General features: G+C 61.8%; 13 protein-coding genes. 10 read left to right on the forward strand and 3 right to left on the reverse strand.

The annotated features are described in order from the left end of the window. The first annotated feature begins 25 nt into the window (after positions 1-25). Complete coding sequence (locus ACTG2O_RS18675; protein WP_439976465.1) at positions 26-682, forward strand: hypothetical protein; 657 nt, start codon at positions 26-28, stop codon at positions 680-682. 137 nt (positions 683-819) lie between these two features. Here ACTG2O_RS18675 and ACTG2O_RS18680 read toward each other — a convergent pair whose 3' ends face one another. Continuing rightward, complete coding sequence (locus ACTG2O_RS18680; protein WP_439976466.1) at positions 820-1,959, reverse strand: M20 family metallopeptidase; 1,140 nt, start codon at positions 1,957-1,959, stop codon at positions 820-822. 134 nt (positions 1,960-2,093) lie between these two features. Next, positions 2,094-3,470 (reverse strand): C4-dicarboxylate transporter DcuC, encoded by a 1,377-nt coding sequence (gene dcuC / locus ACTG2O_RS18685; RefSeq protein WP_005350454.1) that lies wholly within the window; start codon positions 3,468-3,470, stop codon positions 2,094-2,096. 285 nt (positions 3,471-3,755) lie between these two features. Here dcuC and ACTG2O_RS18690 point away from each other — a divergent pair, with 285 nt between their 5' ends. The 8 genes from ACTG2O_RS18690 to ACTG2O_RS18725 all read left to right on the forward strand — a co-directional run bounded on the left by ACTG2O_RS18690 (position 3,756) and on the right by ACTG2O_RS18725 (position 11,108). Further along, a complete protein-coding gene (locus ACTG2O_RS18690) occupies positions 3,756-4,070 on the forward strand; it encodes a hypothetical protein (RefSeq protein ID WP_005337929.1) in 315 nt (104 codons plus the stop codon). A gap of 317 nt (positions 4,071-4,387) precedes the next feature. Continuing rightward, positions 4,388-4,738: an ArsC family reductase gene (locus ACTG2O_RS18695; RefSeq protein ID WP_439976467.1), complete on the forward strand. Its 351-nt coding sequence runs from the start codon at positions 4,388-4,390 to the stop codon at positions 4,736-4,738. 19 nt (positions 4,739-4,757) lie between these two features. Further along, positions 4,758-5,885 carry a succinyl-diaminopimelate desuccinylase gene (dapE, locus tag ACTG2O_RS18700; protein WP_439976468.1) on the forward strand — a complete coding sequence of 376 codons (1,128 nt, stop codon included), beginning with the start codon at positions 4,758-4,760 and terminating at the stop codon, positions 5,883-5,885. Continuing rightward, on the forward strand, positions 5,882-6,571 hold the full coding sequence (locus ACTG2O_RS18705; RefSeq protein ID WP_058058024.1) for a M15 family metallopeptidase: 690 nt from the start codon (positions 5,882-5,884) through the stop codon (positions 6,569-6,571). The genes dapE and ACTG2O_RS18705 overlap by 4 nt, the downstream gene beginning before the upstream one ends. Then, complete coding sequence (locus ACTG2O_RS18710; RefSeq protein WP_005337933.1) at positions 6,568-6,714, forward strand: hypothetical protein; 147 nt, start codon at positions 6,568-6,570, stop codon at positions 6,712-6,714. The genes ACTG2O_RS18705 and ACTG2O_RS18710 overlap by 4 nt, the downstream gene beginning before the upstream one ends. Positions 6,715-6,993: 279 nt before the next feature. Further along, entirely contained in the window at positions 6,994-8,721 is a 1,728-nt protein-coding gene (locus ACTG2O_RS18715) for a potassium/proton antiporter (protein WP_043818568.1), read from the forward strand. 43 nt (positions 8,722-8,764) lie between these two features. Next, positions 8,765-9,868, forward strand: a complete 1,104-nt coding sequence (locus ACTG2O_RS18720) for a beta-N-acetylglucosaminidase domain-containing protein (protein ID WP_439976469.1) — start codon at positions 8,765-8,767, stop codon at positions 9,866-9,868. Between the two features lie 31 nt (positions 9,869-9,899). Then, positions 9,900-11,108, forward strand: coding sequence for a cation:proton antiporter (locus ACTG2O_RS18725; RefSeq protein WP_118854047.1), 1,209 nt, complete (start codon positions 9,900-9,902; stop codon positions 11,106-11,108). Positions 11,109-11,181: 73 nt separating this feature from the next. Here ACTG2O_RS18725 and ACTG2O_RS18730 read toward each other — a convergent pair whose 3' ends face one another. Continuing rightward, positions 11,182-11,814, reverse strand: coding sequence for a LysE family translocator (locus ACTG2O_RS18730; RefSeq protein WP_005344345.1), 633 nt, complete (start codon positions 11,812-11,814; stop codon positions 11,182-11,184). Between the two features lie 232 nt (positions 11,815-12,046). On the opposite strand from ACTG2O_RS18730, the gene ACTG2O_RS18735 reads away from it, so the two are divergent. Further along, on the forward strand, positions 12,047-13,669 hold the full coding sequence (locus ACTG2O_RS18735) for a methyl-accepting chemotaxis protein (RefSeq protein WP_181222146.1): 1,623 nt from the start codon (positions 12,047-12,049) through the stop codon (positions 13,667-13,669). The last annotated feature ends 43 nt before the right edge of the window (positions 13,670-13,712 follow it).

A 13,712-nucleotide genomic window follows, 5' to 3' on the forward strand; every position in this document is an offset into this window, starting at 1 on the left:
CTCGTTCACCACTGGAATCTCATCCATGTCTCGCGTCATCCTGCTCTGGAGCGGTGGCAAAGATGCCATGCTGGCCCTCTGTCATGCTCGCCAAGCGGGCCATCAGGTGATGGCACTGGCCACCTTTGCGCCGCCAGAACCCCGATTTCTCGCTCATCCTTTGCCGCTGGTGCGCCGTCAGGCGGAAGCCCTCGGGCTGCCCCATCTGCTGGTCACCATAGAAGCGCCGTTCGAGCAGAGCTATGAGACAGAGCTGAGCCGCTTGCAGCAGGAGTGGAACCTCGACGGGGTGGTGACCGGCGATATCGACAGCGTGGGCGGCGCACCAAACTGGATCCGCGAACGCTGCCGCCCACTGGGTCTCACCGTCCACACCCCGCTCTGGCAGCAATCTCGTCAAGCCTTGCTGGCGGATATGCTGGCGCGCGGCATCATCGCCCACCTCTCCTGCGTCGATACCCGGGTACTGGCCCCCGAGTGGACTGGGCGCACTCTCGATGTCGCCACTCTCGCCGAGTTACAGCAGCTGGCAACAACCCAAGGCTTTGATGCCTGTGGCGAGCAGGGGGAATACCACACCATGGTGACCGACGGCCCGGGCTTTGCCGCCCCGCTGCGCCTCGATGGCTGGCAGGTGGCGCGGCAGGATCATCTGGCCTATCTGGCCGAGCCACAGGGGTAACGGCCGCAAGCCATCTGGCCCACTCACTCAGCGCGCGAAAAATCGCGATAAAAAACGGGAGGCAACAGCCTCCCGTTTGGATTTGATCGGGCCAGTTTTGAGCGGGCCATGACGACCCGAACAAGGGATAAACCGGCTTATTTCGCCAGCTTGCCCAGCACCCGCTGCAGCAGGCGGATGCGCGGTTCGATGCTCTCCAGCAGCAGGAACTCCGCCTCCGAGTGGAAGCCGCCGCCCATGGGGCCGAAGCCATCCAGCGACGGCACACCCGCGGCGGCGGTGAAGTTGGCATCCGAGCCGCCACCGGCCTCCAGCCAGTTGAAGGGGATCCCCTCCTCTTTGGCTGCCGCCTCTACCTGCGCCATCAGCGCCTCGGTGTCACCGCTCGGGCGCATCGCTGGCTTGAAGGTCTGGCGATCCACCTCGACCCGACAACCCGCGAGGAAGGGGTTGTTGGCCATAAAGGTGAGCCGGTCGTGCACCGCTGCAGCCTCTTCGTTGCTCCAGAAGCGCAAATCCACGATCGCCTCGGCAAAGTCCGGCACCACGTTGACACCGGTGCCGCCCTGTACCACGCCGACGTTCATGGTGGTGCCCGTGGTCATGTTGACCTGCTCGTTGATGGCCAGTACCCAATGAGCGAGTTCTGTGATGGCGGAGACCCCCTCGGTCAGGGCCGAACCGGCGTGGGACGCCTTGCCGTGGAAGGTGATGCGGTACTTGGCATTGCCCTTGCGGGCGCTGATAAGATCTCCGCTCGGGCGAGCTGCCTCGGCCACCAGCACGCAGCCGCTCTGTTTGGCCTTCTCCACCAGCCAATCTTTCGACCAGGGGGAGCCAATCTCTTCGTCGCAGTTGTAGCAGACCAGCACCTTGAGCTTGGCAAGCAATGCCGGATCCATCTCTTTGAGGGCATACCAGATAGAGAGCAGGCCACTCTTCATGTCCGACACACCGGGGCCAAAGGCTTGATTGCCTTCGATTTTCAGCGGGCGCTTGGCCGCCGTCCCCTCGGGGAAGACGGTATCCATGTGGCCGCACAGCATCACGTCGTAGTGATCGGCACCCGGCGCATTGGTTGCCTCGAGGCTGGGGCCGCACTCGGCAGCGAACTGGTGGCGGGTCACCTGCCAGCCGATGGCCTCATATTTCTCGGTCATGATGTCGGCCACTTTCGCTACCCCGGCTGGGGTGCGAGTACCGCAATCGAGGTTGATGAGCGGGGCCAGATCGGCCAGATAGCTATCGAGGGAAAACGGGCTCTTTACAACTGTCATTATCTTCTCCATGCAACAATCAGCGTTGATGGCCGATCGTCTATTGCAACAATGCGACACAGTGAGAAAAAGGCGGGCAGCCATGCCACCCGCCCGACCGGTAAATTCCAAACACCACTACATAACCCACATCACTACATAAACAGCAGATAGTTGAGGGTCAGCGCCGTCACCAGCGCCCCCGCCATCGGCACGCTGGTGCGCTTGACCACGGTAAAGGGCGATACCTTGGCAATCCCCGCACAGGCGATCAGCACAGCCGCGATGGGAGAGACGGTACGGCCGATACTGGAAGCCAACTGCATCGGCAGCAGCATGGTCACCGCAGGCACGCCAAACTTGGCCGCCACCGCCGGTGCCAGGGTCGAGAAGCTGAGGAACGCCGCATTGCCGGAGCCCATGATGACCGCCGCCACCATGATCAGCGCCACCATCACCAGGGTCATCAGACCGCTGCCGATACCGGCATTGCTGGCAGAGTGCAGCAGGGTATCGATGGCGCCGATGGCCTTGAGGGATTCGGCAAACAGCTCGGCACAGACGATCAGCGCCACCACGGGGCCAAACACCTTGCCCATGCCATCGAGGAAGCTCGACAGCCCCGCGAATGCGGTACGCACCGAGCGGCTACGCAGCAGCTCGCACAGCATGCCGATAAAGACCGACAGCAGCATGGCCACCTCCACGCTCATCTTGATGTCGCTCACCAGCAGCTTGGAGAAGGTCATCATCAGCACGAAGGGGATGATTGGCAGCAAGGCATACCAGGTAGGCGCCTGCACGCTCTCGGTGCCCTGCTCGTCCAGCTCGGCGTGATCGCCGCGATGGAGCGCAGGATCCCAGCCATCCTTGCGATCGCAGTGACGCTGCCAGAAGAAGTGCAGCACCATGGTCACCAGCAGCATGGGGGCCACCAGCCAGATCTGGTAGTCAACGAAATAGCTGGTCGGATCCATGCCGGATTGGCCGGCGGAGAAGATGGCGTTGGTCTGGGTCGGGCCAATTTCAAACGCCTGTGAGGTGGCGATGACGCCACAAGCGGAGGCCGGGCTGATGCCGAGGTTGCGCATCACCGGATACATGGTGACCATCAACAGCAGGCCAAGGCCGGTGGCGGAGGTGACGAACAGGGAGACGAATACCGCCACCAGATAGCAGATGGAGAGCATCAGGTAGCTGGACTGGATGCCTGCCACCGGTTTGACCGCCACCCGCACCAGCGCCTGAGAGGCCCCGATATGAGACATGTAGGTGGCAAAACCCGCCACCGCCATGATGGTGAGGCCGAGGCCCGCCGCGCGGTAGGAGAAGATCCCCTTGAACACTTCGAACAGGTCGAACAGGGCGAAACCGGTGCTCTTGTCAGCGGGAAGAATGGGGTGCAGCCCCAACCAGTAGGCCACCGCAAAAATGGCCATGCCCGCCAGCGCCAGCACCGCCTGCGGGTTGTAATCCTTGATGATGCCGTAGACCACGGCGACCAGAACGAGCAAGACGAATAAAAGTTCCAATATTCACTCCTGATAAATTTATCGAAGAGCGAAATCTAGTGATCTGACCACAGTTTGCCTTTGATCCCTATCAATAAAGGTGCCGTCATCGTGATTCATTAGCATAATATGTCGGCCATGTAACAATTTTTCGTTATTTCAACTACCGAAAAACCTTTATCACCCCATATCCGGGAATTGTGTGACGCGACTCCCCTCTTTTTTGCGTTGGATCAACATATGACGGCGCCGAACTGGCGAAGATGCGCTTCGACACATAGCGACCATTTCGCGCCGGAGAGAGTTATGACAAGCCAAGCCACCGCAGGTGCTTCGACCTGCGACTACAAGCTGTGGGACATCCTCGTCGAGTCTGCAAAGGAACGCACTACCATTCGTTACTCCAAACTGGCCAAGCAGGCCGGGCTGGAGCAGTGCCAGGATGAACTGCGCACCCTGCTGCAACGCATCCGCATGTACTGCACCGAAAACAACCTGCCGATCCTCTCCGCCATCGTGGTGGACGACGTGGGCAAATACACTGGCCTCTCTTCCAGCCTGCCTGATGCACCCTGGGAACGGGCCCGGGTCTTTGACCATGAGTGGACCACCCTGCACTGATTGAGGTGCATTGATAATGCCGACCAAAACGCGCCCGCTGGCGCGTTTTGGCTATCTGGCGTTTGCCCCCTTCTCTTTTTCTCCTGCAATAGCGGGTCTTCTCCCGCAATAACGGGCCCATCGGGCATACCCGCCGCACAGCTTATGATCTTGAGCTCAAAGCGCCGTTCAGGTGTGACCAGTCCCGGTAAAACCCGCGAGCCGGACCATCGGCGTTGCCATGGGATTGCCACAATGCCAGAATCGGGCCCTTGCACTGCGTTGATTCGGATTTTCGGGCGCGGCCACGGCCAGCGCCCACAAGAGAAGGACTCCCCATGGCCATCACCCTCTATGGCATCAAGAACTGCGACACCATCAAGAAAGCCCGCAAGTGGCTGGATGAGGCCGGTATCGACTACCGCTTTCACGACCACCGCACCGACGGCCTGAACCCGGACGATCTGGACAGCTGGCTGGCAAAACTCGGCTGGGAAGCCCTGCTCAACAACCGCGGTACCACCTTCCGCGCCCTGCCGGATGAGGCCAAACAGGGACTCGACACCGCCAAGGCACGCGCCCTGCTGCTGGAGCACCCGGCCATGATCAAGCGCCCGCTGCTCGACCGTGACGGCGAACTGACCCTGGGTTTCAAGGCTGATCACTACCAATCCCTCTTCTCCCGTTAAGGACAACTAAGGACAACTGATGTCGGATGTCATCGCACTGGCCAAGGATCTGATCCGCCGCCCCTCCGTTACCCCCCTCGATGAAGGGTGTCAGACCCTGATGGCGGAGCGCCTCGCCAAGCTCGGTTTTGTCATCGAGCCCATGGTTTTTGAGGACACCACCAACCTCTGGGCCCGCCGCGGCAGCGAGGGGCCGCTGTTCTGCTTCGCCGGCCACACCGACGTGGTGCCCGCCGGGCCGCTGGACAAATGGCACACCCCGCCGTTCGAGCCGACCATCAAGGATGGCGTGCTTTACGGGCGCGGCGCCGCCGACATGAAGGGCTCGCTGGCTTCCATGGTGGTGGCGGTCGAGCGCTTCGTGGCCGAGCATCCGGATCACACCGGGTCCATCGCCTTTCTCATCACCTCCGATGAGGAGGGGCCCTTTATCAATGGCACCACCCGGGTGATCGACACCCTGGAGGCCCGCAACGAGAAGATCCGCTGGTGCATCGTCGGCGAGCCCTCCTCCACCGACGTGGTGGGGGATGTGGTGAAGAACGGCCGCCGCGGCTCCATCACCGGCGATCTGCTGGTGCGCGGGGTGCAGGGCCATGTCGCCTATCCCCATCTGGCGGACAACCCCATTCACAAAGCCGCGCCAGCGCTGGCGGAACTAGCCGCCACCGTGTGGGATGAGGGCAACGCCTACTTCCCCCCCACCAGCTTCCAGATCGCCAACATCTCGGCCGGCACCGGCGCCTCCAACGTCATTCCGGGTGAGCTGCAGGTCCAGTTCAACTTCCGCTTCAGTACCGAACTGACCGACATGGATATCCGTGAGCGGGTCGAAGCGCTGCTGGATAAACATGGCCTCGATTATCAGCTGAGCTGGACCCTCTCCGGCCAACCTTTCCTCACCGATACCGGCGCGCTGCTTGATGCGGCAGTGGCGGCCATCGAGGCGGTGAACGGTCAGCGACCGGCCCTGCTCACCACTGGCGGCACCTCGGACGGGCGCTTTATCGCCCCCACTGGCGCCGAGGTGATTGAGCTCGGTCCCGTCAACGCCACCATTCACAAGGTAAACGAGTGCGTGAAGGCGGACGATCTGGATCTGCTGGCCGACATGTACCAAGGGGTGCTCGAGAGATTACTGGCATGACGCAGGAACAACTGCTGGGGCTCGACGAGAGTCACCTAATTCTGGTGGGGCGCGGCCCCCATCGTCTGACCGCCGCCACCGCGGCGGCCTTCAACGACATGCAGGTGGCGGCCGCCTACGAGGGGTTCAACCTGCAGGCGGCCTCCAGCTGGCGCAGCTTCGAGCGCCAGCTCGCCATTTGGAATGGCAAGTGGCGCGGTGAACGGCCTCTGCTCGATGCCAACAGTCAGCCCATCGATGCCCTGCAACTAAGCGAGGTGGAGCGGCTGCACGCCATCCTGCGCTGGAGTGCCCTGCCCGGCACCAGCCGTCACCACTGGGGGACCGATCTCGATATCTACGACCCGGACTGCCTGCCCGCCGATACCAAACTGGCGCTGGAGCCGTGGGAGTATGAAGCCGGGGGCTGGTTTGCAGATCTCAGCGAGTGGCTCAGCGATCATATGAGCGACTTCGGCTTCTTCCTCCCTTATGCCAAGCCGGTCGGGGCAGAGAGCGGAGTCGCCTACGAGCCCTGGCATATCAGCTTCTCGCTAGAGTCCGACGAGCAGCGGCTCGATCCCGCGGCACTGGCACTTTGTCTGCAACAGGCGGATATTGAAGGCAAGTCGACCATATTGGCCAACCTTGATGAAATTTTGGCCCGTTATGTCACCACCTGTCCTGACGAAAGGAAAATCCCATGAATCTCTGGCTGTGGATAGGGTTGCCGCTGCTGTTCCTGCTCGGGCTGTTTCTCAATGCCATCAAAGACATGAAACGGCTGGAGAAGCAGTTGCCCAACTACAAGGACAAGATCCGCGAAGTGAAGGATGACGAGGACGACTGAATCCTGCCCCATCCCGTGGGGAGCGCCCTTGTGCTCCCCTCTCCCTCTGCTGTGCCGTTTCGCTTTTCCCCGCCCTCTCCTCCCTGCACATCCTGATATCGACGCTCCTTTGACTCCGCTTTCGTTAACCCCGTCACAGTCAGAATATGGCGCGGCCATGCTGAAAAAAGGGATGAAAAATGTAAGAAAGTGCAAATTGATGCACAAATAAGCCACACAAGGGGGGCCTAACTGCATATAATGTGCCTACTTTGCACATTACCAGGAAGGAGTTCGCCCTTGGATGCCGCTACCATCAACAGTTTCTTTTTTGTCGCTGCCCTGTTGGTGGGAGCCAGCGTACTGTTGAGCGCCCTCTCTTCCCGCCTCGGTATTCCCATTCTGGTTATCTTCCTCGCCGTCGGCATGCTGGCCGGTGAGGATGGCCCCGGTGGCATCCACTTCGCTGACTACTCCATCGCCTATCTGGTGGGTAACCTGGCGCTCGCCATCATTCTGCTCGACGGCGGCATGCGCACCCGGGTCTCCTCGTTCCGGGTAGCACTCTGGCCTGCCTTGTCGCTGGCGACGGTTGGGGTGGCCATCACCACCGGCCTGACGGGTCTGGCTGCCGCCTGGCTGTTTGACCTCAACCTGATGCAGGGGATGCTGATCGGCGCCATCGTCGGCTCCACCGATGCGGCGGCGGTCTTCTCCCTGCTTGGCGGACGCAGCCTCAACGAGCGGGTGAGCGCCACTCTGGAGATAGAGTCAGGCAGCAACGATCCCATGGCGGTGTTTCTCACCGTCACCCTGATCGAGGTGCTCGCCACCGCCCAACAAGGGCTGGATGGGGGCTTCCTGCTGCTGCAACTGGTCAAGCAGTTTGGTCTTGGCGCCGGGATCGGCCTTGGCGGCGGCTGGCTGCTGTGGCGCCTCATCAACACCGCCCGTCTGGCGCCGGGGCTCTATCCGCTGCTCACCGTCAGCGGCGGCCTGCTGATCTTCGCCCTCACCACGGCGGTCGGTGGCAGCGGCATTCTCGCCATCTATCTCACCGGTCTGTTGCTCGGTAACCTCGCCCTGCGCAGTCGCAGCACCACATTGTCGGTGCTGGACGGTCTGACCTGGCTCAGCCAAATCGGCATGTTTCTGGTGCTGGGGCTGCTCGCCTCCCCCCACAAGCTGCTGCCAATCGCCCTGCCCGCGCTGGCGCTGGCGATGTGGATGATCCTGTTTGCCCGCCCGGTGTCGGTCTGGATCGGGCTGCTGCCGTTCAAGAACTTCGCCCCCCGCGAGCGCTGGTTTATCTCCTGGGTTGGCCTGCGCGGCGCCGTGCCCATCATTCTGGCGGTCTTCCCCATGATGGCGGGGCTGCCCAACGCCCAGCTCTACTTCAACGTCGCCTTCTTCGTGGTGCTGGTCTCGCTGATTTTGCAGGGCAGCTCGCTGCCGCTGGCCTCAAAACTGGCGCGGGTGGAAGTACCTGCACCACCGTCCCCCATCAACCGCTCCGGGCTCGAGATCGATCTCGACAGCCAGTGGGAGACCTTCGTCTACCAGCTGGGGGAGGAGAAGTGGTGCATCGGCTCGCCGCTGCGGGATCTGCAGATGCCCGCCGGCACCCGGATCTGCGCCCTGTTTCGTGGCCGCGAGCTGCTCCACCCCTCGGGCAGTACCTGTTTGCAGGCCGATGACATCCTCTGCGTCATCGGTCACGAACGCGACCTCCCCGCCCTCGGCCAGCTGTTCAGTCAGGCGCCGGAGCAGGATCTCGGCCCCCGCTTCTTCGGTGACTTCCTGCTGGAAGCAGCCGCGCGGCTGGTGGATCTCGCCCCTCTCTACGGGCTGGATGTGAGCGAGGTGGCGGATCAGACACTGGGTGATTTTATTGCCAGCCAGTTGGGCGATAATCTGGTGGTCGGTGACAACATCGAATGGCAGGGCCTGATCTGGACCGTGGCCGAAATGGACGAGAGCGTGCCGAGCAAGATCGGGGTGCGCTTTCAGGAAGAGGACCCGGTCTGACCGACCGTCCCGTATCAAGTCCCCAGCAAGAAGGGAGAGTGTTATGCCATATCAAAGTTTGCTGTCCGGCCCCCTGCCCCCCGCAGCTAATCTGGGGGTCATTGAAGGCTTTTTTGGCAAGGGATGGAGTTGGCAGGCCCGCGCCCGCTACGCCCAGTGGCTGCCACGCCACGGCTACGGCTTCTATATCTACGCCCCGAAAGAGGATGGCTATCTGCGCAAGCACTGGGCCCTCCCCTGGCCCGAGCAGCAGTTGGCCGATCTCGCCGAACTGGCGCGCCAGTGCCGCGCCAACGGGCTCGCCTTCGGGGTGGGCTTGAGCCCCATGGGGGCGCATCACGACTACGAGCGGCAGCGCCCGGCGCTGCTTGAGAAAGTGCGCCTCATCGACGAGATGCTGCAGCCTGACATTCTGGCAGTGCTGTTTGACGACATGAAGGGGGATACCCCGGACCTGGCCCGTCACCAGCTCACCATCGCCCACGATATCGCGGCTCATAGCAAGGCGACCCGCCTCATCTTCTGCCCCAGCTACTACTCGACCGATCCGGTGCTGGAGAAGGTATTTGGCGCCATGCCTCCCCGCTATCTGGAGGAGCTTGGCGAGCAGCTCGATCGCCGTTTCGAGATCTTCTGGACCGGCCCCAAGGTCTGCTCCAGCGAATATCCAGCAAGTCACCTCAAGCAGGTGACCGAACTGCTCGGCCGCAAGCCGTTCCTGTGGGACAACTACCCGGTTAACGATGGCAGCAAGGCGAGCAGCTACCTGCACATGCGCGCCTTCGAGAACCGCCCCGCCGAGCTGGCAGAGCTGGTCTCTGGCCACGCGGTCAACCCGATGAAGCAGGCGGCGCTCTCCGCCCTGCCCCTCGCCACCCTGCCGATGAGCTACCGACTCGGCAAGCAGTACGACCCCGACAAAGCGCTGCATGCCGCCCTCAACGCCACCTGCGGCCCGCAGATCTCGGCGATGATCGAGGCCGACCTGCCGCTGTTTCAGGATCTGGGGCTGGCACAGCTCACCCCAGAGCAGATTGCCGCCCTCAAGGCGCGCTATCTGCCGTTTCGCGACCAATCCTGCGTAGACGAAATCGTGCGCTGGCTGGACGGGAAGTATGTGTTCGACCCCGACTGCCTGACCGATTAAACCACCCCTGCGGGGGCAGAAAGGAGGTTGTATGGATGCACACCTGCTTTACCAGAATCTGGCGGTGATCGCCGCCTTCTTGCTGGTCTACAGCCTGATCGCGGGGCGCTTCGAGTCAAAACTGGTCAACGGCCCCCTGCTCTTTCTGCTGACCGGCTGGTTGCTGGGGCCGGGTGGGCTGGAGCTGCTCTCCCTCTCTATCGACAGCGCCGGCATCAAGCTGCTGGCCGAGCTGACGCTGGTTATCGTGCTGTTCAACGATGCCGCCAACACCAACTGGCAGGTATTGCTGGCCAACCGCCAGCTCCCCATCCGGCTGCTGCTGATTGGCCTGCCCCTCACCCTGCTTTGTGGCGCCCTGTTTGGCCACTGGATCTTCCCCGACTTGCCACTGCTGGAGATGGCCATTCTCTCGACCATTCTTGCCCCCACCGATGCAGCGCTCGGCAAAGCGGTGGTCAGCAACCCCGCGGTGCCTGCACCTGTGCGTGAAGGGCTCAATCAGGAGAGCGGCCTCAACGACGGCATCTGCGTACCGGTGCTGCTTCTGCTGCTGGCCCTTATCGCCCCCACGGAGCAGCACGCAGGCACCGCCACCCTGGCCATCACCCTGATGCTGGAGGAGATCGGCATTGGCCTGCTTGTCGCCTTTGTACTGACCAGCCTCACCATCCGGCTACTGAAAATCTCCTATCTCAATGGCTGGCAACTGCCGCTCTGGCGCCAGCTCACCATGCCGGGCCTGGCCCTGCTCTGCTTTGCGCTGGCACAGACTCTCGGGGGGAGCGGCTTTATCGCCGCCTTTGTCGGCGGCCTCTTTATCGGCCACCGCCTCGGTGAGCACAAGCACGCCTATATGGACAGCTGTGAAGGCTACGGCGATCTGCTCTCCGTGGTGATCTGGATGGTGTTTGGCGCGACCCTGATGCCCATTCTGCCGGAGCTGCTGCACTGGCAATACTGGCTCTATGCCATTGCCAGCCTCACCCTGCTGCGGATGGTGCCGGTTTGGCTGAGCCTCATCGGCACCGGCCTCAAGCCGGAGCTCAAGCTCTTTATCGGCTGGTTCGGCCCGCGGGGCCTTGCCAGTATCGTCTTTGCGGTGATGGTGCTGCAAAACGAGCCCGCCCTGATTGGCCAGCGCCCTATCATCGCCACCGTGCTCTGCACCATCATATTGAGCGTCATCCTGCACGGCCTCACCGCCAACCCCTGGGTCGAGCGTTTCAAGCCTCACTGAGCCACCCGGCGCCCATAAAAAATGCCACCGATCGGTGGCATTTTTCTTTTGTGGCGAGAGTCACTGACAGCTCTTACCCGAGCGCCAGCCAGACTCCCACCCCCAGCATCAGGGTACCGGCGATGCGGTTCATCAGGGTGACGTTGCCGCTCTTGGCAAGGAAGTGGCGCAGGGTGCGGCCGCCGCTGGCGTAGAGCAGCAGGCAGGAGAACTCGATGACCAGGATCAGCGCCACCAGCGCGCTGATCTGCGGCGCCATCGGCTTGTCGGCAGAGATAAAGGGGGGCAGCAGGGAGATCATGAAGGCCCACCCTTTGGGGTTGGCGATGGCGGTGACAAAGCCCTGCAGCGCCAGCCCCATGGCGCTGGTCTGTTGACCGGCCGAGAGATCCGCCGGAATGGCCATCTTCCCCTTGGCCTGCCACATCTGGATGCCAAGCCACACCAGATAGGCGCCCCCCACATATTTGAAGGCGGCGAAGATCCCCGGATAGTTGAGCATGATGGCTGCCACCCCGATCACCGACAGCACCGAGACCAGCCCGACCCCGATCAGCTCCCCCCACATCATGTGCAGGGTACGGCGCACCCCCAGGCTCATCCCCAGGGTCATCGACAGGGTCATGCACATGCCGGGGGTCACCGAGACAAAGAAAAAGGTCGGGATAAACAGAGCCAGAATGGCCGGATCGATCCAGCTGGACACAACACACCTCCATATGACGAGAGCGGGAAATCACGAAAACGGGACAGGATTGACACAACCCAGCCAGTTGTACCACATATTCAGGGGATAAAGCGCTCAATCATGCCTAAATGGCTCCTTTCTCACAAGAAAAAACCTTTTCTTCAGCACATTTCAGCAATAAAAGCCTGTGACAGCTCCTGACGTGCATGTGTAAGATGTCGGCTCCTCCAATTCCGGATTAGAGCCATTTATGTCATTGAATAATCTATCAATACGTGTCCAGGTCTTGATACCTTTGTTGCTGGCCAGCCTGCTGATGATGGTGATGATCGCCATCAGCAAACAGGGGCTGGATGAAGCCATCAATGACATAGATGAGACGACCCAGAGCGTGGTCCAGCACAAGGACGATATTGCCAAACTGATCCACGCCACCTACCGGCTGCGCACCAGCGCCATCTATGGCCTCTACGATGCCAAGCTGTTTGCTGCACTGCCCGCAAACCTCAACAGCGCCGAGCAGGAGATCAACGCCATCCTCGGCCGTCTGGTGCTCCCCGGTGCCGAGCAGGATAACCGTCAGGTCGCTGCCGCCCTGCAGGCCTACCTCAGCCATACCCGCAGCAACATGCTGCCGCTGCTGGCGCAAAAACATCAGGGTGGCGGCGATCCGGTCGCCTACGAGGCGGCTCGCCTCCATTTCCGCGAGCTGGGTGAACAGCTGATCAAGCAGATAGACAGCATGTCCGCCCACATCAACCAGCTGATCCAGCAAGAGCTGGCCGAAGAGCAGGCCCACTACGACGCCACCCTGCTGCGTACCCTGCTGCTCACCGCCGGTACCCTGCTGGCGGCGCTGATCTGTGGCTGGGTCCTCTCCGGGCGCATCGTCAGCCCCATCAGTCAGCTGCAAGAGGTGATGCACGCCGTGGCGCAAGGGCGCTTCAACGTGCGCGCCAAAGCGGAGGGCAACAACGAGCTGACCCGTCTGGCCAAAGATATCAACCTCACTCTGGGGCAACTTGGTAGCACCATCGAGAACCTGACCGGGATCAGCAACAGCGTCGCCTCCGCCGCCACCGAGCTGGCCGCCGTGATGACCCAGTCCGAGGCCAATGCAAAGCAGCAGCACAGCGAGATCGAACAGGTCGCCTCCGCCGTGACCGAACTCTCCAGCACCGCTGACAACGTCAACCACAACGCCGCCATCGCCGACGAGCTGGCGCGGGATGCCAATGGCCGGGTCGAACAGGGGCTCGCTCTCTTTACCGAAAGCATCGCCGCCAACAGCCGGATGGCAGGCAGTCTGGAAGATGCCGCCGCCATCGTGGCTCAGCTCAAATCCCAGTCCGAGCAGATCGGCAAGGTAATTGAAGTGATTCAGGGGATCTCCGAGCAGACCAACCTGCTGGCGCTCAATGCCGCCATCGAAGCGGCACGAGCCGGTGAAACGGGGCGCGGCTTTGCGGTGGTGGCCGACGAGGTGAGAATGCTGGCAGCCCGCACCCAGGACTCCACCAAGGAGATCCAGGCCATCATCGAGCGGCTGCAGAGCCAGTCCCAATCCGCCAACAACGGCGTACAGGAGACTCTGGAGATCCTCAGCCATAACCAGCGCTTGTCCGCTCAGGTGCAGGATCTGCTAAGCGGCATTACCGGTGCCGTGCGCCAGATCAACGACGCCAACGCCCAGGTCGCCACCGCCGCCGAGGAGCAGTCCTGCGTCACCGCCGACATCAACCGCAACATCACCAATATTCACGAGATCGTGAGCCAGAGCTCTGCCGGCATCAGCCAGAGCGCCAGTGCCAGCAACGAGCTCTCCCAGCTCGCCGAGCAGCAACGCAAGCAGCTGGCCCAATTCCAGCTGTAAGCGCACAAAGTGAACCAGACAAAAAGGCCCGCAAGGGCCTTTC

This window comes from Aeromonas sp. 61P (assembly GCF_051919545.1).
GTDB lineage: Bacteria > Pseudomonadota > Gammaproteobacteria > Enterobacterales > Aeromonadaceae > Aeromonas > Aeromonas veronii.